The organism is Streptomyces sp. NRRL S-378, from assembly GCF_000720645.1.
In the GTDB taxonomy this organism is placed as follows: domain Bacteria; phylum Actinomycetota; class Actinomycetes; order Streptomycetales; family Streptomycetaceae; genus Streptomyces.
In genome coordinates this window covers 179,929-200,793 of record NZ_JOBX01000011.1, presented here as the reverse complement: position 1 = coordinate 200,793, position 20,865 = coordinate 179,929, and the positions used below count along the sequence as shown (strand labels likewise).

Below are 20,865 nucleotides of genomic sequence, written 5' to 3'. Positions count from 1 at the left end.
TCACGGCTGGCCCGGGCTGATCCTCAGAGACGGCCTGCTCCCGGTCGGGGCCGGGCCGATATCGCGTGGCGGCCGCGCCCCCCGGTCGGGCAGGGTACCCGTTGATGAGCGATAACGACGTGATGCCCTATGCCCGCTTCGATTCGGTCGAGGGCCTGCTGCAACGGGGACGTGGCCTGGGCCCCGTACGCGCGCTGCGGAATCCCCTGGAGGCCGCGCCCTTCGTCTACGACGGGATCCGGCGGGACTGGCGGTGGGACGGCTTCGACGACCGCGCCTGCTACCTCGCCGGGCTGGTCCGGGACCTGGGAATGTCGCCGGCGCCGGTTGTGGAACTGCTGGCCGGGGACGAGGGTCAGTGCAGGCGGGCTGCCGAGGTGCTGGAACTGCTCGCCCTCGATGATTGCGACGAGGCGCGCGAGGCCCTGCGCAGCCACGTCCGGGAGGGCGCGCACTGGGTCTCCGTGCTGGAGTCCGTCTCACGCATCTGGCCCCTGGAGTGGTGGGAGGACCTGGGTGAAGCCGCGCGGGCGAGGATCAGAGGTGAGCCGGAGCCGCCGTGGTTCACCGAGCCGTGGACCCGCTTCGGGATCGAGGTCCAGCGACCCGATCCGGGCCCGACCCCTAACGATCTGACCGGCCTTACGGACGACGAGCTGCTCGACCTGCTGGCCGAGGCCGGCAGCAGGGTCGACGCCCTGCGCGAGCTGTCCCGCCGGGATCCGGTGGAGGGCCTGATCCCGCTCGTGCCCTCCCTCGTCACCCCGGACGGCCGCCATCCCCTTCCCCGGCTCAGGCAGGCTGTCGACCGCCTCGGCGCCCTGGCCGTTCCGGCCGCGCGCCGGTGGGTGGGCGACGAGCGGGAGTGGCTGGCCCGGCTCGGCTCTGACGTCCTCGCCGATCATCTCGGCTCCGAGGTGATCCCGGTGCTCGTGGCCGAACTCGCCGGCCAGTGGCGGAACCGCGCGTGGTGTGGCCCCGACGCCACGGCGAGGCGGCTGGCCCGCTTCGGGCCGGCGGCCGCCGGGGCGGTGGCGGACCTGCGCAGGTTCTGGCTGCGCACCCCGCACTCCTACGAGCGGGCCGCCTACCTGGAGGCACTGGCCGCCATCGACCCTGGCGGGCTGGACTACGCCCACACCGAGTCCCTCTGGGACTGCGAGGAACGGGCCCGGCTCCTGGGCATAGCCCACGCGCCGGACCACCCCGAAACCCTGGAGCGGATCACGGCGCTGCGCAACGACCCGATGGAGACCCCTGACGTACGGGCAGGCGCCGAAGCACGGCTGGCCGCCATGACCACCACGTGGTTGCCCTGACCCGATCCGGACAGTCAAGGGCCGGCGGTGCCTCCCGTTCTCGTGAACATCGACCACGGACCGATTCAGACGCCTTCCGAGACGGTGAACAACAGCCTTCACTACTCGTGAACAAAGCCAGTCTCCCTTGAACGAGTCCAGACCCTGCTGGCTCTGTTCACGGGAACGGGTTGGTCACCCCCGGACACCTCCTCGTCCTGCCGTACGAACATGTCACCGACGCCGGTGCCGTCCCGCTGCTCAGCGCCCTCACCATGGCCGCCGCCTCCGAACTCGTCGCCGAGCCGCCCAGCGCCAGCGTCTCCACCTCGCAGGGCCGGCCAGCCACACAGTCGATCAGCCATCTGCACCTGTATGTACTGCCCCGGCGTGCTGACGACGGCCTGGTGCTGCCCTGGAGTCCGCCTCTCGGTGCCCATGCCGACAAGGTGTGAGGCCGGCGCCGGTCCCGCACGCAGCGCAGCAGGGCTTCGGCCACGGCGGACGCGAAGACGGGACCCGGCGGGCGACCGGGGGCACCTGAGGGAGCATCGGCCGCGCCCAGCCTGCAAGAGAAGAGCCCCGGACCAGGAGTCCGGGGCTCTGCTGCGGCCGGCTGTTCGGCACCTGCGGGGGAGTCAGTCCGCCTCGACGTAGGCGACCAGGATCAACGTGCCCAAGGCGGTCGGCACGTACACGATCCGAACGCCGTCCTCGCGGTGCTCACGGATCGAACCGTGCTTCGAGGGGACGCCGCTCTCCGGATTCCTGGAGATGGCCACCAGAGCGGGGTCCAGCCGGAGGCGCTCGGCCTCCGTCATCCGCTCGATCTGCTCCTGCGCCAGTCGTAGAAGACGATGCGCGCGGGCCGAGCAGGTGATCAGTGGCCGTAGCCCGCACCCTCGGTGTGGTGGTCGCCGCCGCCCGACGCGTTGACGCAGGTGTTGCCGAACGCCGGGTTCAGCAGGCCGATGACGTTCACGGTGTTGCCGCAGACGTTGACCGGGACGTGCACCGGAACCTGGAGCAGGTTGCCCGACAGGACACCGGGGGAGCCGACCGCCGCACCGTGCGCTCCGGCATCGGCGACAGCCAGGCCCGCACCGGCGACCACGGCGCTACCGGTGACAGCGGTGATGGCGAATGCCTTCGCGATACGCGACATCAAGATCTCCTCGTGAGATGTGGGGCGCCACAGAATCCGTGGCATTTGACATGGCATACAACGCAGAGAGGGCCGCGGGGTCACGGCCCTGCGCCTACCCGGTGACCGGAAAACCGACGGAGGCGAAGGAGGGCCGCACCTGAGTGACCTCCCCGGCGCGCAACGTCCCCACGACCCGGCCCGTGCAGCGGGGGCCCTGGTGGAGGGTCGCCGTCCCCCGGGTCGCGTTGGTGACCGCACGGCCGCCGCCGCCCTCCGCGGCCACGCAGCCGCGCGGCGCGGGGAGCCCGTGGACCCGGTCGTCCTGGCCGACGTACTGGAAATCCGGCCCCGCTGCGTGGGCCGGACCGGTGACGCACGAGATGCCCGCCAGCAGGAGGACGGGCAGAGTGTGGTGGATACGCAGGATTCGCATGCCCGTCCAACGGGGACGGTTACCGGCCCGGTCACGCCTTGTCACCCGTTCGACGGCTGTGCGACCGTGCGGGACCGGCACCAGCAGGAGGACGGCATGAGCACAGAGGGAGTCGCCGGCGGGGGAGGCCGGCCGCGGGCCAGGACCGGGGCCGGCGAGGTCGAGGGCCGTACCGGCGCCGACGGGATATCCGTCTTCCTGGGCATCCCGTACGCGGCCCCGCCCGTCGGCGCCCTCCGCTTCGCGCCGCCCGCGCCACCGGCCGCCTGGGACGGCGTGCGCGAGGCCGTGGCCTTCGGCCCGACCGCGCCTAAGGTGCCCTACCCGCCCGCGTTCGCGGCCCTGCTGACCGACCCGGTCATCCCCGGCGACGGCTGCCTGAACGTGAACGTGTGGACCCCGGACCCGACCCCCGGGGCCGGGCTGCCGGTCATGGTGTGGATCCACGGCGGGGCGCACACCCGCGGCTCCTCGGCCGTGCCCGTCTACGACGGCGCCGCCTTCGCCCGCGACGGCGTGGTGCTCGTCTCCTTCAACTTCCGCCTCGGCGTCCTCGGGTACGGGCTCTTTCCCGACGCACCCGCCAACCGCGGCATGCTGGACCAGATCGCCGCCCTCGAATGGGTCCGCGACAACGTCGGGGCCTTCGGCGGAGACCCCGCCCGCGTCACCCTCTTCGGTGAATCCGCCGGGGCCATCAGCATCGGCGCCCTCCTGGCCGCCCCGCGCGCGGCCGGACTCTTCCACCGTGCGGCCCTGCAGAGCGGCGCCCCCGAGGCCCTGCCGCGCGCCAGGGTGCGTGCCATCGTCCGGCGGATGGCCTCGCTGCTGAAGGTCGAAGCCACCGCCGGCGCCTTCACCACCACCTCCCTGCCCGACCTGCTGGCCGCCCAGGCGGCCGTCCTGCGCAGATCGGGCCCCCTCCTCGGCGGCCCCGCCTTCGGCCTGGTCCTCGACCCGGACAGCCTGCCCGTCGACCCGCTCGACGCCCTGACCGCCGACACGGACCCGGCCTCCGACGAGATCCCGCTGCTGTTCGGATGGACCACCGAGGAGTACCGCCTCTGGCTCGCCCCGACCGGCGGGATGCGGCTCCTGGACCGGATGGGACCGGTGGCCGTGGCGCTGGCCCGCGCCCGCACCGGCAAGGACCGGGCCGCCGTCCAGGAGCTGCGCGACGCCCTGCCCGGGGCCGGTCCGGCCGAGCTCGCCGGGCAGCTCTTCACCGACCGGCTGCTGCGCGATCCGCTGCGCAGGCTCGCGGCGGCCCGGCGGACGGCGCCGAGCTTCCTGTACGAGTTCGCCTGGTGCTCGGGCGTTCCGGAGCTCGGCGCCTGCCACGCCCTGGAGCTGGGCTTCGTGTTCGACACGCTGTCCGTGCCCGAGGCCGCCTCGCTGGCCGGGCCGGCCGCCCCCCAGGCGCTGGCCGACGAGATGCACGCTGCGTGGGTGCGGTTCGCCACGACGGGCTCCCCGGGCTGGGCGCCCTGGAACGGCGACGGCCCGCCGAAGGTGTTCGGCGGGCCGGATCACGAGCGGACGGAGGCGCCGGCGGCTACTCGACCGGTCCTTCCATGACCTTGCTGATGTACTGGATCGGGCCCTCGCCCATGTTCGGGACGTAGGTCTTGGCGTTGTGCTGGCCGCCCGGGATCACCCGCAGGCTGGTGTGCACGGGCCCCTTGTTGCCGAAGGTGGCGACGAACTTCTGCACGTCGGGCAGGGTCTTCTTGTTGCTCTCGTTGTCGCCGACCTGGAAGGCGATGTAGACGTCCGGGCCCTTGGTGTCGATCAGCTGCTTGGCCAGCAGCTCCGGGTTGTTCTCGGCCTTCTCCTTGTCGTGGCCCTTCCACAGGGAGGAGTCCGGGACGATGTCCGGGCCGGAGGCGATCACGGCCTTGAACTTGTCCGGGTGCTTCAGCACGGCCTTCATACCGGCGAACCCGCCGGTGGAGGAGCCCATGAACGCCCAGCCGTCACGGGACTTCACCGTGCGGAAGTTGGCCTTCATCAGGTCCGGGACGTCCTCGGTCAGCCAGGTTCCCATCTTCGGCTGACCGGGGATGTCCGAGCCGTCCCAGTAGACGCCCTTGTCGTCCGGTCCGGGGTTGAGCACCGGCATGGCCAGCAGGAAGGGCTTGCTCTTCCCCTCCGCGTACCACTTGCTGATGCTGGTCTGGAGGCCGAGGTCGGTGCCCATCCAGTAGTTGCTCGGGTAGCCCGCGCCGCCCGGCAGGGCGATCATGACCGGGAAGCCGCTCTTGGCGAACTTCGGGTCGTTGTACTCCTTGGGGGCCCAGACCCAGACCTTGCCCTTGAAGCCGGACTTCTTGCCGTCCAGGGTGGTCACGGCCACGTGCGTGCCGTCGGGCAGCGTCATGGAGTTCTTGAACTCGGCGGCCGGCCCCGTCGGCATCAGCATCTTGGAGTTCGCCGGCTGCTGGGCGGCCCCCGGGCCGCCCTGACCGGAGCCCTTGCCGCCGTTCTGCCCGAAGGACACCGAGGAGCCCTTGTCGGTGAACGGGGGTATCTCGTAGTAGGCCATGACGCCGGCGGCTATGCCCGCGAGCGCCAGGACGGAGACGCCGGCGATCAGCCGGCGGCGGCCCCTGCGGCGCGGCCGCTCGGGCTCCTGCTGCTCCCAGTGTCCCTGCGGAGGCTGCCCCTGCTGCTGGGGGTGCCCGCCGTACTGCTCGCCGTACGGGGACGGTCCGTGCGGCTGCCCGTACGGACGGCCGTCCTGGTCGCCGTAGGGCGGCTGCGGGGTGTGCCCCTCCGGCCTGTAAGGCTGGTGCTGCTGCCCCTCGGGTGCGTACGACATGTGCGGTGGCTCTCCGGCTGGTGCTGCCCCCAGAGGGGCGGGTGGTCCGACGACTCGGTTCTTCCGTTCGGAAGATGAACGAAAGTACGTCCGGGTTCCGCACTTTCCCTTCTCTTGGGGTTCCCTAGGGCAGCCCATTGCCCGGTGGCGGCGCGGGTCCGGGAATCGCCGGTCCGGCGCCCCTCGTGCCTGGCCACCGCACATGCCGCTGGGTAGGGTGCCCCCGCCCCGCTCCCGGACCGCCCACCTCGCCCGGAGGCAGCCGATGACCCTGCAGCGCCGGATCCTGATCCTCGCCGTCACCCTCGCCGCGCTCACGGCCGTGGGCCTGCTCGCCGTCCTGCGGGCCTCCTCCGCGGCCGGAGAGAAGGACCGGGTCCGCGCCGACGGCCCGCGGACCGCCCGGGGCGACGTCTCGCTCGCCCCGGACGCCGGGGGCCGGCGGATCGTCTTCCGGAACATGGCCTGGGGCCCGCACCGGGACGAGCTCGCCGCCGTCCCGGCCGACGCGCCGGGGCGGGCGCGCACCGCGGCCGGGGTGAGCTGCCTGCGCTTCCACGCGGCCGGCGGCACCGGGATCTGTCTCCAGACCGACAGGAGCGGGGTCCAGGACGGCTACCGGGCCGTCGTCCTCGACGCGCACCTGAAGGAGGTCGCGGCCCGTCCGCTGGCGGGGATCCCCACCCGGGCCCGGGTGTCGCCCGGCGGCCACCTGGCCGCCTGGACGGTCTTCGTCGGCGGGGATTCGTACGCGGGGGCGAACTTCTCGACCCGGACCTCGGTGCTCGACCTGCGCACCGGCAGGTTCGACGCCTCGCTGGAGGACTTCACGGTCCACAAGGACGGCAGGCCGTACCGCAGCGCCGACGTGAACTTCTGGGGGGTCACCTTCGCCGCCGACGAGCGGACCTTCTACGCGAGCATGGCCACCGGCGGCCGGACCCACCTGGTCCGCGGCGACCTGGCCGGGCGCACCGTGACCACCCTGCGCGAGAACGTCGAGTGCCCGTCCCTGTCGCCCGACGGGGCCCGGGTGGTGTTCAAGAAGCGGGTGGCGGGTCTGCCGGCCGAGGCGCCCTGGCGGCTGCACGTCCTCGACCTGGCCTCCGGCACGGAGACCCCGCTCGCCGAGGAGCGCAGCGTCGACGACCAGGTGGTGTGGACGGACCGCGGGACGGTCGTCTACTCCCTGCCCGGGGACTTCGGCGCCGACCTGTACGCCGTGCCGGCCGACGGGAGCGGAGCCCCCGTCCGGCTCATGGACTCGGCCCTCGCCCCGGCCTTCCTCGGATGAGGGGGCCGGGACGAGGGCCGGGGCAGGACCGTTTTTCCGTTCTTCCGACTCCCCAGGGGGCTGGACGCCCCCTACGCCGGGATCAGGGTCTTGCGGCGGCGCTTGCGCTGAGCCCCCGCCGAAAGCCTCAGCTCGATGATCGACCGTACGGCCGGCCACTCCTCGTCGAGGATCGAGTAGAAGGCGGTGCTGCGGACGGCGCCGTCCAGCCCCCGCGAATGGGCCCGGCGGACCCCCTCGCAGGTGAAGCCGAGACGTTCCATCGCGGCCCGGGACCGGCCGTTGCGCGCGTCGGCGCGCAACGAGATGCGCCGGACACCCCAGGTCTCGAAGGCGTGGCGGAGCATGAGCAGCTTCGCCTCGGTGTTGATGCCGGTGCCCTGGGCGGTCGGGGACAGCCAGGTATTGCCGATCTCGGCGGCATCGGGGATCGCCGTCGCCGGATCGCCGAACGGGACGCCGGGCACGGCGGGCCACACCAGCGGCCCCTGCCAGTAGTCGAGTTCCAGGAACCGGGTCGAACCGACCACCCGCCCGTCAGTGGCTCTGACGATGGCGAACGGGAGCGATCGACCCGCAGCCTGATCGGCGAGGGCGCGGTCGATGTACTCGTGTGACGCCTGCACCCCGTGGGGTACGGGGGTGAAGGCGTAAGTCGTACGATCCTCGGCACCGGCCACGGCCAGGGCCTCGGTGTGGTGGGGTGCGAGGGGCTCGAGCCGCACGGTGCGGCCCGCGAGGTGTACGGGTACGGGCACGGAGCCTTCGGTCCTTCTGGGCGGTGGGGTGGTTGCACAGTCTGCGTCCATGACGTCGCCCCCCGTGCAAAACACGAGTGAAAGGCGACCGGCTGTCAGGTGAACGCGAGTGGCTCAATGTAGCCCCTCGAAGTCCTTCCATGAAGCCCCAATTTGGCAATGGTGTGATGCCGGTTTTCGCCGACTTGGATCCCCGCGGCGGAGCGCCCGTAATCCAGATCCCCGGACATCCCTTCCCCTGCACCGCGGGGGCCCCCCCGGACGGCCGCCCGCACGGCCTCCGTAGGCCTTCCGATCACTCCTGACCTGCGACGATGCGGTGAGATCCGCAGCAGGCCCGGGCAGCGTCCCGCCCGTCGGCCCCGCCGGTGATCCACGGCCCTCCCCGCGGGTCCGCGCCTCGAACGCATGGCCGTCGGTGGTGTGTCCACGGGCGGTCGGATCGCGAGCGGGACACGACTGCGCCACTCGGGTCGCCGTAGAGTCGGTGAAAGATCATGTCGAGGAGGGTGCTCATGCTGCGCGGATTTGCGACGATCAACTTCTGGGCCGACGACCTGGAGGCGGCGAAGGCCTGGTACACCGAGGTGCTGGGGATCGCGCCGTACTTCGAGCGGCCCGGGTACGCGGAGTTCCGGATCGGCGACTACCAGCACGAGATCGGCATCGTCGACCGCCGCTACGCCCCGCCGGGTGCCGCTAAGGAGCCGGGGGGCGCGGTGGCCTACTGGGCCGTCGACGACCTCCCGGGAGCCCACCGCAGGCTCCTCGAGCTGGGGGCGGAGGAGTACCAGCCGGTGACCGCGCACGGTGACGGCGGCTTCGTCACGGCGGCGGTCACCGACCCGTTCGGCAACGTGCTGGGGATCATGCGCAACCCGCACTACGTGGAGGTCCTGGAAGGGGCGACCCCGGATCCCGCCTGACCGGGGCCCGCACAGGCTGACGTGAGCACGTCCGGGCCCGGGCCTGAGATCATTCCGGGTATGGACGACGTACTGCGGCGACTGGCCGCCGTGGGGCCCTTCTTCGAGGTCCCGTACGGGCAGGAACCGCCCGGGCCGGGCTTCCGGCCCCTCACCGCCCTGTACGGCGAGCAGCTCGGGCCGTACGTGGCCGAGGTGGGACGCCGGATCGGCAGCGGACCGGGCCGGGTGGCCGCCTCGACCGCACAGTTCGGCATCGCCTCCCGGCTGTGGTCGATCGGGCTCGGGTGCGCGGCCCTGGACGGGCGGGTGCCGGACCTGGCCGCCGACCGGGTGTGGTGGCGACTGCCGGAGGGGGGTTCGCTCCAGCTCTGGCTGCCCGAGCCCGCGGCCCGCCCCGTCGCGGGGCTCGGGGAGTCGGTCCTGGGCAACCTGGCCGTGCTGGAGGCGGGCCTGCGGCAGCGGTACGGGGTCTCCCCGACGGTCCTGCGGGGGAACGCCGCGTCCGGCCTGGTCGGCGCACTGCGGGTGCTGACCGACCGGGTCCCGGGCGGAGCGGCGGTCGAGTCGGTGCGCGCCCTGCTGGCCGAGGACGGCGCGCTCGCGGGCACCGGCACGTTCGTCCAGGAGGTGGGACTCGGCGTGGCCTTCGTACGGCGCAGCTGCTGCCTGTACTACCGCGTCCCCGGCGGTGGCCTGTGCGGCGACTGCGTCCTGCGCACCCGGCGCAGCTGAGCGGACGCGCGGCCCCGTTCGGAGCAGGGCAGGGCGCGGCGCAGCGCCGTGGGCGGGGGTGCGCCGTAGCGTCCCCCGCATGACCGCAAGCACACCGCGCCGGCCCGCCTCCCTCAGCCGTCGTGCCGCCCTGACCGGGCTGGCCGCGGGAGCGGGGGCACTCGCCGTCGGCAGCGCAGCCCGCACCGCGGGGGCCGCCCCCGCACCGTCAGCGCCGTCCGCGACGGCCTCGGATCCGGCGCCTGGCGCGATGCGGCTCTTCCCCGATCCCGGCTTCAACTTCGCGGGCCTGCTCGCGCTCGGCGCCGCCGGCATGCGCGCCTCCGAGGTCGGCGAGGTGCTGACCGCGGTCAACACGATCAACGCGGCCGGTCTCTCCGAGCAGACGTACACCGACACCTTCCGGTCCTGGGGCGACCGGCTGGCCGCGCCCCCGGCGGCCGGGCGGGACGGCCGCGGGACGCCGTCGCAGACCCGCCGCTTCCGCTCGCTGCGCGCGGCCCAGTACTACGCCCAGGCGCTGTTCTACGTGCTCGGCACCGACCGGCCGGCGGACGAGGAGGCGGTCTACCGGGCGGGACGCGACGCCTGGGACACCTTCGCGCGCCTCTGCACGCCCGCCGCCGTCACGGCGACCGTCCCGTGGGGCAGGACCCGTCTCCCGCTCTGGTTCTTCCGCCCGGACGGTCCCGCCGAGCGGCGCCCCACCGTCATCCTCACCAACGGCAGTGACGGGCAGAACGTCGACATGTGGACCTACGGGGTGTCCGCGGCCCTCGACCGGGGCTGGAACGCGCTCGTCTACGACGGCCCCGGCCAGGGGCAGTTGCTGTTCGTGGAGGAGATCCCCTTCACCACCCGCTGGGAGACGGTGGTCCGTCCGATCGTCGACTGGCTGCTCCGGCGCGAGGACGTCGACGGCGACCGCATCGCCCTCACCGGCCTCAGCATGGGCGGCAACCTCGCCCCGCGTGCCGCCGCCTTCGAGCACCGGCTCGCCGCCGTCGCGGCGATGCCCGGCTGCCTCAGCCCCTGGCTGGGCTTCGACGAGGAGCTCCGCGCCATCGTCACGCCCGACAAGGCGGAGACCAACCGGGTGTGGAACGAGGAGGTCGTCCCGGAGCTGACCCCGCAACTGGCGTTCACCGTCAAGAAGCGTTTCGAGATCTTCGACCGGCAGGCGCTGCGCCAGGCGCGCGAGGGCAAGGTCCTCACGGACCTCTGGACACCGGCCCAGGTGGCCATCGGCCTCGACATCACGAAGGTGGTCGGGAGGATCAAGGCCCCGACGCTGGTCCTCGACTACGACTTCGAGCAGTTCTACCCGGGGCAGCCGCGGCAGATGTACGAACTGCTTCGCACGCGGCGGGAGTACGTGTCGCCGCCGGCGTTGTCGTTGACCCGGAGCTTCCAGGTGCCGTTGGCGACCTCGGAGGAGGCGTTGACGGTGTAGACCTGGTTGATGTTGTCGGTGCTGCCGCCGGAGCGGTTGTGGACCGTGTAGACGGAGCCGTCCGGCGCGATCAGGTCGACCTTGAGGTCACCGATGTAGGTGTGGACGACGTTCACGCCGACCTTGAGGGTGGCCGGGGCGTTGCCGGTCACCCCGCTGACGGTGAGCGGGCTCTCCACGGTGGTGTTGTCACCGATGGCGACGTCCGCGGTGTTCTCGAAGAACTTCCCGGGCGGCGGGGTGCTGCCGACCGCCTTGAGGGCGTCGACCTGGCCCTCGCCGAAGAACCCGTTCTTCGCCGTGGTGCCCTTGCAGCGGCTGTCCGACGGGCAGGCGACGTCGTTGGCCTGGGTGGCCAGCTTGTCGCGCAGCTGCGCCGGGGTGATGCCCGGGTTGGTGCTGACCAGCAGCGCCGCCACACCGGCGACGTGCGGCGAGGCCATCGAGGTGCCGCTCATGGAGCCGTACTTGCCGCCCGGCAGGGTGCTGTAGATGCCGGTGGCGTCTCCGCCGGGAGCCGTGACGTCGACGACGTTCAGGCCGTAGTTGGAGTACGAGGCCTTCGCGGTGGTGCCCATCGCCGAGACCGTGACCACGCCCGGGAGCTCGGTCGGGATGTCCAGGCAGGCGTTGGTGATGGTGCGGGTGACCGGCGTCGAGTCGTTGGGGCTCTCGGTGTCGGTCGTCTTGTTGGCCAGGTCGAGGTTGGAGTTGCCGGCCGCCGCGACCTGCAGCGAGCCCTTGCCCTCCGCGTACTCCTGGGCGCGCTTGACGCCCTCGATGATCGCGGCCTGGTCGGCGTTGTCCGGGCAGTTGAACTGCCACGGGTCCGTGTAGTAGCTGTTGTTGGTGACCTTGAAGCCGTGGTCACCGGCCCACATGAAGCCGCAGATGGTGTTCTCGGCGAAGAACAGCGAGGAGTTCGGCTCGGCGATGCGCACCGAGGAGATCTTCACGCCGGGGGCCACGCCGATGACGCCCTTGCCGTTCTTGGCGGCGGCGACCGTACCGGCCACGTGCGTGCCGTGGGTGCCGACGTCGCGCCAGGCGCCCGTACGGGTGTCCGGCTTGCCGTACGCGCAGGACGCCGAGTCCGCGGCGTTGAAGTTCGGGGCCAGGTCCTGGTGCTGGTCGTCCACACCGGTGTCCAGGATGCCGACCTTGACGGACGCGGAACCGGTGGTGACCGCCCAGGCCTGGTCGGCCTTGATCTGGGTCATGTCGGCGCGGACCGGCTCGCCCGAAGGCGTCGTGGACTGCGCCGGGTTGGCGGGCAGCGCCGGGTTGTAGGCGTCCGCCGGCACGTCGGAGGTGCGGGTGGCGCCGACCTGCTGGACCCCGCTGACGCCGCGCATGGTGGCGGCGAAGGAGGCGGACGCGGAGTGGGCGGTGATGACGCCGATCGCGTCGTAGTACTGGAAGACCGTTCCCCCGTTGGCGGTGACCGCGTTGCGGACCGCCGTGGTGTCACCGGGGGCGGTGATCACGAGGTAGGCGCGGGTGCCGGCAACCCAGGTCGCACTCTGGGAAGCAGGGGCCGCGGCCTGCGGCGCCGCCGCGGGAGCGGAGGCCGTGGAGCCGGACGGAGAGACCGGGGCGGTGCCGGCGAGCGCGGCGGGGGCCCCGAAGGCGAGTGCCGCGCCGAGCGTGGCGGCCAGCACGAGGGCACGTCGAGGTCGGCTGGATATGTGGGGTATCAATGCGTCCTCCGTTGACCCGGTGGTCAGGCCGGGTCGTACGAAACAAGTGGTGGACGCAAGATGTCATGCACGCGGCCGGTTACGGAAGTACCTTTTACAGCACGGGGGTTCGTTTATCGGTGGCCCAATACCGACTATGGGTGCAAGTGCGGAGAATGTGGCGGCCGGCCGGGCTGGGCACCGTGGGGGCGAGCCCTGCCCGGCCGGCCCCGTACGGGCGGACCGGCCGGAGGAGGGTGCTAGGCCGGTACGCCGTCCTTGGGGTTGTGCGCCGGGACCGGCACGCCGGCCGTGTCCGCACCGGTGGTCCCAGCGGTGGGCGCGGCCGTGTCCGCTTCGGCCGGCTCCGTCCCGTGTCCGTCGTCGACCAGCGTCTTCTCGTCGAACGGGACGCGTCCCGCGAGGACTTCCGCGGCCCGGTCGCGGTCGAACTCCTTCGTCCACGTCCCGATGAGCACCGTGGCGACCGCGTTGCCCGCGAAGTTCGTCAGGGCCCGGGCCTCGCTCATGAACCGGTCGATGCCCACGATGAGACCGACGCCGTCGACCAGTTCCGGCCGGTGCGACTGGAGGCCGCCGGCGAGGGTGGCCAGGCCCGCGCCGGTCACCCCGGCCGCACCCTTCGAGGCGATGACCATGAACAGGAGCAGCGAGATCTGCTCGCCCAGGGCCAGCGGCGTGCCCATCGCCTCGGCGACGAACAGCGAGGCCATCGTCAGGTAGATCGCGGTCCCGTCCAGGTTGAAGGAGTACCCGGTCGGCACCGTGATGCCGGTGACCGGCCGCGAGACGCCCAGGTGTTCCATCTTCGCGATCAGCCGCGGCAGCGCCGACTCCGACGAGGAGGTCGAGAGGATCAGCAGGAACTCCCGGCCCAGATAGCGCAGCAGGGCGAAGATGCTGACGCCCGTGCAGACGCGCAGCAGGGTGCCCAGCACCAGGAAGACGAAGAGCAGACAGGTGGTGTAGAAGCCGATCATGATGACGGCGAGGGACTTCAGCGCGTCGATGCCGGTCGCCCCGACCACCGCCGCGATCGCCCCGAAGGCACCCACGGGAGCCGCCCACATGATCATCGCGAGGACCCGGAACACCAGCTTCTGCACGTGTCCGATACCCCGCAGCACCGGTTCGCCCGCCGCACCCATGGCCTGCAGCGCGAACCCGCACAGCAGGGCCACCAGCAGCGTCTGGAGCACCTCACCGCCGGTGAAGGCGGAGACCATCGTGGTCGGGATGATCCCCAGCAGGAACTCCGGGGTGCTCTCGGCCCCGCCCGCCTTGGCCTGCGCCTCGCCCGCGCTGCGTGCCGCCTCGGTCAGCTGCAGCCCGCTGCCCGGCTCCAGGAGGTTGCCGACCAGCAGGCCGATGGCCAGCGCCACCGTGGACATGACCATGAAGTAGCCGAGGGCCAGCCCGCCCACGGCGCCCACCTTGGCGGCCTTGCGCACGGAGCCGATGCCCAGCACGATCGTGCAGAAGATCACGGGCGAGATCATCATCTTGATGAGGTTCACGAAGCCCGTGCCCAGCGGTTTGAGCTCCACGGCCACGCCGGGGGCGGCGAACCCGACCCCGATGCCGAGCAGCACCGCGGCGATCACCGCGATGTAGAGATAGTGCGTTCTGTCGCGCTTGGCGGCCACGATGCCTCCTGGTGGTGAAGTCGTCCGGGGAGACCATCACCCAGGGCTGTGACCCCGGTCACCCTTGCGTTCATTGAGTTCACGACCCGGTGCACACTGAGCGCCATGTTCCGCTTCCCCCGTCCGCCGCGCAGCCTCGCCGGCCAGCTCTTCGCCATGCAGGTCCTGCTGGTGGCCGTGGTCGTCGCCGGCTGCGCCGTCTTCGCCTATGCCACCGCCCGGGGCCAGGCCGAGGAGGCCGCCAGGCGCCAGGCCGGCGCGGTGGCGCGGGCCGTGGCCGACTCGCCCTCCGTGCGGGAGGCGGTACGGGGAGCGGCGCGCGGGAGCGATCCGTCGGTCGAGCTCCAGCCCTACGCGCAGAAGGTCCGCGTGGACTCCGGGGTCGACTTCGTGACGATCATGGCTCCGGACGGCAGGCGCTGGACCCATCCCGACCCCCGCCGGATCGGTGAGCCCTTCATGGGCAACACCGCCCCGGCCCTGCGCGGAGAGACCTTCAGCGAGACCTACACCGGCACCCTCGGCCCCTCCATCCGCGTGGTCACCCCGCTGGAGGACGGCGGCCGGATCGTGGGCCTGGTGAGCGCGGGGATCACCGTCCGCGCCATCAGCGACCGGCTCGGCGCGCAGCTCTCGGCCCTCATCTGGGTCGCGGGAGGCGCGCTCGCCCTCGGCGGTGCCGGCACGTACGTCGTCAACGCGCGGCTGCGCCGCCACACTCACGGCATGAACGCGGCCGAGCTCAGCGCGATGTACGACTACCACCAGGCGGCCCTGCACGGCGTGCGCGAGGGGCTGCTCATGCTCGACGGGCAGCGGCGGATCACCCTGATCAACGACGCGGGCCGCGAGCTGCTGGGCCTGCCGGCGGACGTCACCGGCACCGGGGCGGCGGACCTCGGGCTGCCGGCCCCCCTCACCGGCGTACTGCTGGCCGACCGGCCCCGGGTGGACGAGGTGCACCTGACGGCGGACAGGGTGCTCGTGGTCAACAGCTCGCCGGTCGCCGGCGGCGGCCGCCGCGGCACCGTGGTCACCCTGCGCGACCACACGGAACTGCAGGCGCTGACCGGTGAGCTGGACCACGAGCGGGGCTTCACCCAGGCGCTGCGCTCCCAGGCCCACGAGGCGGCCAACCGGCTGCACACCGTGGTCTCCCTCATCGAGCTCGGCCGCGCTCAGGAGGCGGTGGAGTTCGCCACCGCCGAGCTGGAACTGGCCCAGGCCCTCACCGACGAGGTGGTCACCGCCGTGGGCGAGCCGGTACTGGTCGCGCTGCTGCTGGGCAAGGCCGCCCAGGCGCACGAGCGGGGCATCGAACTCGTCGTCACCGCCGACAGCCGCAGTCTCGCCGACCTGGCAGGACTGCCGCCGGCCCGCGATCTCGTCACGGTCCTCGGCAACCTCATAGACAACGCCGTCGACGCGGTGACGGCCGTGCCGGGCGCGCGGATCGCGGTCACCCTGCGCCCCGAGCGCGAGGGGTTGCTGCTGCGGGTCGCCGACAACGGACCCGGACTGCCCGAGGGGGTGGACGTGTTCCGCCGGGGCTGGTCCGGCAAGGGGGAGGGCCGCGGCCTGGGCCTCGCACTCGTCCGGCAGGTCGCACAGCGCTACGGCGGCGCGGTGGCCGCCTCACAGGGACCCGGCGGCGGCGCGGAGTTCACCGTACGGCTGCCCGCGGCGCCCGAGCGGGCGGCGGAGCGGGCCCCGGCCGCAGGAGGCCCGCGATGAGCGGCGCCGAGGTGCGCGTGCTCGTGGTCGAGGACGACCAGGTCGCCGCCGACGCGCACGCGCTCTACGTCGACCGGGTGCCCGGCTTCACCGCCGTCGGCGCCGTCCACTCGCTGGCCGAGGCCACCCGGGTGCTGGAGCGCACCCGGGTCGACCTGCTGCTGCTCGACCTCGGCCTGCCCGACGGGCACGGCCTGCGGTTCGCACGCGGGCTGCGCGCTGCCGGGCATCCGGTCGACGTGATCGTGGTGACGTCCGCCCGGGACCTGGCCGTGGTCCGCGAGAGCGTTTCCCTCGGGGTGGTCCAGTACGTCCTGAAGCCCTTCGCCTTCCCGACCCTGCGCGAACGGCTGCTGCGCTACGCCGAGTTCCGCCAGGCGGCGGGCGAGGCGGCCGGCCAGGACGACGTGGACCGGGCGATGGCCGCCCTGCGCGCCCCCCGCCCGGCCGAGCTCCCCAAGGGGCTGAGCGCGCCGACCCTGGACCGGGTCGCCGCCCTGCTGCGGGCCGCGCCCGAAGGGCTGACCGCGGCGGGGGCGGCCGAAGCGGCCGGCATCTCCCGGATCACCGCCCGCCGTTACCTGGAGCACCTGGTGGACACCGGCCGCGCGGACCGGACCCCCCGGTACGGCCAGGTCGGCCGCCCCGAACTGCACTACCGGTGGCTGGCGGCGGCTGCCGGTTCGGTGTCGAAGGTGTAGAACTTGCGGTGGTCGAGCATGTCCGCCGGGGTCACGTCGTTCCACGGCCGCATGGTGTCGTTCAGGTCCACCACGTTCGTCGTGCCGGCGGCCGGCAGGTACGTGGACTGCGGGTGCTTGGCCTGCCAGTCCGCCCACAGCTTGTCGATGAAGGCGTGGTGCATCCAGAAGACCGGGTCGTTGGGGGAGACCCCGGTGGACATCTGCCCGCCGACCCATACGTGCACCCGGTTGTGCAGGTTGGCCCCGCGCCAGCCCTCCAGGTGGTTGCGGAAGCCGTTGGAGGAGCTGTTCCAGGGGGCCATGTCGTAGACCGGCATGGCCAGTACGGAGTCCACCTCGGCGCGGGTCGGCAGCTGCGCGACGCCCGCTCCGAGCGCGCGCCGCAGGTACGGGCGCCCGTCCACGCGCACGTCGATGTTCCAACGGCCGGTGGAGTAGGCGAAGGGGCCGTCGATGACCTGTCCGTCCCGGGCCCGCCCGCTGCCGCCCAGGAAGTCGGGGGCCCAGAGGGAGGCGCGGGTGGTGCGGTCGACGGTCCAGTCCCAGTAGGGGAGCGCGACGCTCGCGTCGACCTTCTGCAGCGCAGCCTCGAATTCCAGCAGGAAGCGGCGGTGCCACGGCAGGAAGGAGGGGGAGCGGTGGCCGACGCGGTCGCCCGAGTCGGTGTCGCTCATGATGAAGCCGTTGTGGGTGGTGACGAAGCGGTCGTAACTGCCGTTGCGCTTGAGCTCCAGCAGGGCCGAGGTGAAGGCGCGCTTCTCGTCGGCGGTCAGGGTGGCCTGGTTCTTGCGGACGGTCATGCCACACCTCCGAAGGGGACGAGGGGAGCGCCCTGGAGGTCGCGGACGGCGGCACGGGCGAGCAGCTTGGGCTCGGTGAAGGTCTCGTAGTGGTTGATCACGCTGATCCAGCTGCCGTCGGCGTTCTGCATGATGTGGAGTTCTCTGCCGTCTATGCGGACGGTGGGTTGACCGGGTGAGTGGTGGCCGCCGTGGTGGCCTCCTCCGCCCGTGGTGATCTGGATGCGACGGCCCTGGTAGACCTCGTCGACCGTGCCCGGGGGTGTGGGCGCGGCGGGGGTCGCGGCGGCGCTTGTGGCGACGCTCGTTGCTGCGGCGGTCAGGCCGAGGACGGTGAGTGCACCGGCAGTTGTCCCCAGAGCCTGACGGCGGGTGATCTTGTTCATGCCCGAAGAGGTATCAGCGCTCGCACGGGGCTTGACCGGTATCCGGACATCAGCGGATAAGTTGCCGGTAGAACAAGTTGGATGATCTTCCCGTTCGGGCCGGCTCCTGAGGTCCGAACGGGAAGATCTGCGGGTTTGAGTCTACTGGGCCGTAATTTCTTCTGGCGGGCGGGGGTCGTATGAACAGTGTCACACTGCAGAGTCGGCCGGAAGCAGAACGTCAGCTCGGCGGCCAGGTGGACGGGGTCCGACCCTGTGGGACGTCTTTGATGAACACGAGCCCGTCGGTCACCGCCAAGTGGGCCGGCTCGAACGGGAAGTAGCCGAACCAGGCGGACGCGCGGGGTGCGGTGAACGAGTCGGTGAGCGCGGCGCCGAGGCCCAGGGAGTCGACGACGCAGAGGTCGTCCGCAAGCGCGTACAGCAGTCCTTCCAGCGTGCCCGGCTGCGGGGCTTCGACACCCCGGTGCCGGATCGTGCCCAGGGTCGTGGCGAAGAAGGCGTACTCCTCGCCGAGGCGGGCGCTCGCGATCGACCCGGCGCTCCACCACTCCAGCGGCAGGCCGCCCATCCGCATCGAGCTCCTCGCCCGCTGGAGGTGGCTGTTGTGGGCGTGGACCAGGGTGGGGCCGCGTTCGGCGAGGGCGAGGAGGTTCTCGGCCATCATCAGGTCCCGCTGGCCGAGCAGCCGGGCCATGCGGCCGGGCGAGGCGTCGGCCATCCAGAAGTGGTAGCGCAGCAGACCGGTGGCGGTCCGCCCGTGCAGGCGGGCCAGCTCCCACTCCTCCCGCGAGGTCGCCGCGATCAGGTGCGGCGTCCGCGCGTCGAGCAGCGCCACGAGGTCGTCGGCGAGCAGCCGCAGTTCCCCGGCCTCGGCGGACCGGCCCGTCGAGGCGGACGGGTCCGTCATCGCGGCCGGTTCGCTCCACCGGTCGTCGGCGCCGAGCAGGCCGTCGAGGGCGTGCGCGGTGCAGGGGAGCAGGTCGTCGTCGACGTGGGGTGCGAGGTAGGCGTGGAGTGCAGTGAGGGCCTGCCGGGGGCTCGCGGCTCCGGTCATCTCCAGCGGGCCGTCGACCCCGGCGAAGCGGAGCCGGTCGGCCGCGGGCCGGCCCTCGTTGTACGCCCGCATCCAGCGCACGAGTTCACGGTTGGCCTCGGACGCGCCGAAGCCGTGGCTGAACCCGTGCTCCATGACCTCGTCGAGGCTGCCGCGGCCGGAGGTGACGTGGGCGTCGACGAGCAGCCCCATCAGGCAGTCGCTCTCGATCGCGATCGTCCGGTAGCCCTCCTCCTCGACGAGTTGCCGGAAGAGTTCGTTGCGCACGTCGAGCAGCGCGTCCTCGCCGTGGGTGGGTTCCCCCAGTGCGAGCACCCGCGGCCGGGCCGGGAGCAGGCCCATGACGGCGGCGGCCTCGACGGCATGGACGGCGTTCGTGATGTCAGTAGCCATGCCTTCAACGCTATCGTTGAAGCCCCGGTTGAAACTTTCGCGCGATATCGTGGGGTGGATGGGGCAAAACCTTAAAACCGGTAAGCGGCTGAGGCCGGTCGACCTGGCGCGCGGGCACGGCCTGTCCACCCAAGCCGTCAGGAACTACGAGGAGGCGGGCATCCTGCCGCCCGCCGACCGCACACCCCACGGCCACCGCACCTACACCCCGCTCCACGCGCACGCGCTGGACGCCTTCCTCGCCCTTGTGCCCGGCCACGGCCACCGGACGGCGGCGTCGATCATGCGGGCGGTGAACGAGGGTGCGGCCGAGGAGGCGTTCCGCCTCATCGACGAGAGCCACGCGCAGCTGCTCGAGGACCGGCGGACCCTCCGGGCCGTGGAGGACGCCCTCCGTGACCTGGCGCCCGTCCGGCAGACGCCCGCCTTCGCGTCCGCCCCCGGCGACCTGTTCATCGGGCCCCTCGCGGACCGGCTGGGAATCCGTCCCGCGACCCTGCGGGGGTGGGAACGGGCCGGACTCGTCCACCCGCGCCGCGACCCGGTGACCGGCTACCGCGTCTACGACGGGGCGGCTGCACGGGACGCGCACCTGACCCATCAGCTCAGGCGGGGCGGCTACCTGCTGGAACAGATCGCCCCGCTGCTCACGGAGGTCCGCGCCGCCGGCGGACTGGAACCCCTGGAGGCGGCCCTGCACACCTGGCGCGACCGCCTGTCCTCCCGCGGCCGCGCCCTGCTCACCGGCGCGGCCGGGCTGGAGGCGTACCTTCACGCCCGCAGGTGACGGCCCGGCGGCCGTCGCGCACCGCGCGAACTTTCCCAAAAAACTTCTGCAAAGATACTTTTGGAGAGCGTGCGGGCCGCCCTACCCTCCCCCTCATGTCCAGCGAAGATCAAAAGCGCGTACTCGATCCCGAACAGGACGCGGCGGCGCTCAAGGCCCTCACCCACCCCCTGCGCATCAGGCTGCTCGGGATGCTCCGGCAGGACGGCCCCGCAACCGCCAGCGAACTGGCGGTCAGGACGGGGGAGTCGTCCGCCTCCACCAGCTACCACCTGAGGGTCCTGGCGAAGTACGCGTTCGTCGCCGAGGCCGAGCACCGCGACGGGCGGGAGCGCCGCTGGCGGGCGGTGCACGCCCTGACCTCCTGGAGCAACCGGGCCATGGAGGCCACACCGGGCAGCCGCGCGTACGTCACCCTCTCCCGCAGGGTGCAGATCCAGCACCTGGAGGAGTCACTCGTCCGGCACGAGGCCGACATGGCCGACGGCCGGCTCGGCCGGGAATGGGTGGAGCCCTCCGGGATCAGCGACCGGATGCCCCGGCTCACCCCCGAGTCCCTCACCGAACTGTGGGAATCCTTCAGCGGGCGCCTGCGGGAACTGGCCGCGCGTGACGCGGGCGACCCGCGCGCGGTGCAGGTCGTAGTCCTCACCGCCGGCCTGCCGCTGGCGCTGCGCGAGACCGGGTCCGCCCCGGGCGGAGCCGCGGGGGATGCCGGGTCCGCCCCGGGCGGAGCCGCGGGGGATGCCGGGTCCGCCCCGGGCGGAGTCGCCGGGGACGCCTCGTGACCACG

General features: G+C 72.4%; 20 protein-coding genes. 10 read left to right on the top strand and 10 right to left on the bottom strand.

What is annotated here, in order from left to right:
- Positions 1–104: 104 nt before the first annotated feature.
- Both IH80_RS0110960 and IH80_RS0110955 read left to right on the top strand, forming a co-directional pair.
- The gene (locus IH80_RS0110960; protein WP_158943385.1) at positions 105–1,319 is read left to right on the top strand and encodes a hypothetical protein; all 1,215 of its coding nucleotides are present in this window, start codon (positions 105–107) and stop codon (positions 1,317–1,319) included.
- A gap of 170 nt (positions 1,320–1,489) precedes the next feature.
- On the top strand, positions 1,490–1,753 hold the full coding sequence (locus IH80_RS0110955) for an HIT family protein (protein ID WP_037879477.1): 264 nt from the start codon (positions 1,490–1,492) through the stop codon (positions 1,751–1,753).
- 183 nt (positions 1,754–1,936) lie between these two features.
- Here the strand turns inward: IH80_RS0110955 and IH80_RS0110950 are convergent, their stop codons facing one another.
- The 3 genes from IH80_RS0110950 to IH80_RS0110940 form a co-directional block, all read right to left on the bottom strand.
- A complete protein-coding gene (locus IH80_RS0110950; protein WP_051809077.1) occupies positions 1,937–2,119 on the bottom strand; it encodes a hypothetical protein in 183 nt (60 codons plus the stop codon).
- A gap of 59 nt (positions 2,120–2,178) precedes the next feature.
- A complete protein-coding gene (locus IH80_RS0110945; protein ID WP_030959631.1) occupies positions 2,179–2,463 on the bottom strand; it encodes a chaplin in 285 nt (94 codons plus the stop codon).
- Positions 2,464–2,557: 94 nt separating this feature from the next.
- Positions 2,558–2,878, bottom strand: a complete 321-nt coding sequence (locus IH80_RS0110940) for a hypothetical protein (protein ID WP_030959630.1) — start codon at positions 2,876–2,878, stop codon at positions 2,558–2,560.
- 96 nt (positions 2,879–2,974) lie between these two features.
- Between IH80_RS0110940 and IH80_RS0110935 the strand changes: the two genes are divergently transcribed.
- On the top strand, positions 2,975–4,456 hold the full coding sequence (locus tag IH80_RS0110935) for a carboxylesterase/lipase family protein (protein WP_051809075.1): 1,482 nt from the start codon (positions 2,975–2,977) through the stop codon (positions 4,454–4,456).
- On the opposite strand, the gene IH80_RS0110930 is transcribed toward IH80_RS0110935, so the two are convergent.
- Complete coding sequence (locus IH80_RS0110930) at positions 4,434–5,699, bottom strand: alpha/beta hydrolase (protein ID WP_078906428.1); 1,266 nt, start codon at positions 5,697–5,699, stop codon at positions 4,434–4,436. The two genes, IH80_RS0110935 and IH80_RS0110930, sit on opposite strands and share 23 nt — an antisense overlap.
- 265 nt (positions 5,700–5,964) lie before the next feature.
- Between IH80_RS0110930 and IH80_RS0110925 the strand changes: the two genes are divergently transcribed.
- Positions 5,965–6,993, top strand: coding sequence for a TolB family protein (locus IH80_RS0110925; RefSeq protein ID WP_030959625.1), 1,029 nt, complete (start codon positions 5,965–5,967; stop codon positions 6,991–6,993).
- Positions 6,994–7,064: 71 nt separating this feature from the next.
- On the opposite strand, the gene IH80_RS0110920 is transcribed toward IH80_RS0110925, so the two are convergent.
- Positions 7,065–7,751 carry a GNAT family N-acetyltransferase gene (locus IH80_RS0110920; RefSeq protein WP_030820224.1) on the bottom strand — a complete coding sequence of 229 codons (687 nt, stop codon included), beginning with the start codon at positions 7,749–7,751 and terminating at the stop codon, positions 7,065–7,067.
- A gap of 515 nt (positions 7,752–8,266) precedes the next feature.
- Between IH80_RS0110920 and IH80_RS0110915 the strand changes: the two genes are divergently transcribed.
- Both IH80_RS0110915 and IH80_RS0110910 read left to right on the top strand, forming a co-directional pair.
- On the top strand, positions 8,267–8,677 hold the full coding sequence (locus IH80_RS0110915) for a VOC family protein (protein WP_030959623.1): 411 nt from the start codon (positions 8,267–8,269) through the stop codon (positions 8,675–8,677).
- Between the two features lie 60 nt (positions 8,678–8,737).
- Positions 8,738–9,412, top strand: coding sequence for a (2Fe-2S)-binding protein (locus IH80_RS0110910; protein ID WP_030959622.1), 675 nt, complete (start codon positions 8,738–8,740; stop codon positions 9,410–9,412).
- Between the two features lie 1,320 nt (positions 9,413–10,732).
- Here the strand turns inward: IH80_RS0110910 and IH80_RS0110900 are convergent.
- Both IH80_RS0110900 and IH80_RS0110895 read right to left on the bottom strand, forming a co-directional pair.
- Entirely contained in the window at positions 10,733–12,526 is a 1,794-nt protein-coding gene (locus IH80_RS0110900) for a S8 family peptidase (protein ID WP_051809073.1), read from the bottom strand.
- A 278-nt stretch (positions 12,527–12,804) separates the two neighbouring features.
- Positions 12,805–14,211 (bottom strand): cation:dicarboxylate symporter family transporter, encoded by a 1,407-nt coding sequence (locus IH80_RS0110895; RefSeq protein ID WP_078906427.1) that lies wholly within the window; start codon positions 14,209–14,211, stop codon positions 12,805–12,807.
- Positions 14,212–14,316: 105 nt separating this feature from the next.
- Between IH80_RS0110895 and IH80_RS46860 the strand changes: the two genes are divergently transcribed.
- Both IH80_RS46860 and IH80_RS0110885 read left to right on the top strand, forming a co-directional pair.
- On the top strand, positions 14,317–15,945 hold the full coding sequence (locus IH80_RS46860; RefSeq protein WP_030959616.1) for a sensor histidine kinase: 1,629 nt from the start codon (positions 14,317–14,319) through the stop codon (positions 15,943–15,945).
- Positions 15,942–16,646 (top strand): response regulator, encoded by a 705-nt coding sequence (locus IH80_RS0110885; protein ID WP_030959614.1) that lies wholly within the window; start codon positions 15,942–15,944, stop codon positions 16,644–16,646. Before IH80_RS46860 ends, IH80_RS0110885 begins: the two co-directional genes overlap by 4 nt.
- On the opposite strand, the gene melC2 is transcribed toward IH80_RS0110885, so the two are convergent.
- From melC2 to IH80_RS0110870, 3 genes are all read right to left on the bottom strand, one after another.
- Positions 16,601–17,449 carry a tyrosinase MelC2 gene (gene melC2, locus IH80_RS0110880; protein WP_030959613.1) on the bottom strand — a complete coding sequence of 283 codons (849 nt, stop codon included), beginning with the start codon at positions 17,447–17,449 and terminating at the stop codon, positions 16,601–16,603. The two genes, IH80_RS0110885 and melC2, sit on opposite strands and share 46 nt — an antisense overlap.
- The gene (gene melC1 / locus IH80_RS0110875) at positions 17,446–17,835 is read right to left on the bottom strand and encodes an apotyrosinase chaperone MelC1 (RefSeq protein WP_030959612.1); all 390 of its coding nucleotides are present in this window, start codon (positions 17,833–17,835) and stop codon (positions 17,446–17,448) included. Before melC1 ends, melC2 begins: the two co-directional genes overlap by 4 nt.
- Before the next feature lie 220 nt (positions 17,836–18,055).
- Positions 18,056–19,285 (bottom strand): erythromycin esterase family protein, encoded by a 1,230-nt coding sequence (locus IH80_RS0110870; protein WP_030959610.1) that lies wholly within the window; start codon positions 19,283–19,285, stop codon positions 18,056–18,058.
- A gap of 58 nt (positions 19,286–19,343) precedes the next feature.
- On the opposite strand from IH80_RS0110870, the gene IH80_RS0110865 reads away from it, so the two are divergent.
- On the top strand, positions 19,344–20,072 hold the full coding sequence (locus IH80_RS0110865) for a TioE family transcriptional regulator (RefSeq protein WP_030959609.1): 729 nt from the start codon (positions 19,344–19,346) through the stop codon (positions 20,070–20,072).
- A 95-nt stretch (positions 20,073–20,167) separates the two neighbouring features.
- The gene (locus IH80_RS0110860) at positions 20,168–20,860 is read left to right on the top strand and encodes an ArsR/SmtB family transcription factor (protein ID WP_030959608.1); all 693 of its coding nucleotides are present in this window, start codon (positions 20,168–20,170) and stop codon (positions 20,858–20,860) included.
- Positions 20,861–20,865 lie beyond the last annotated feature (5 nt).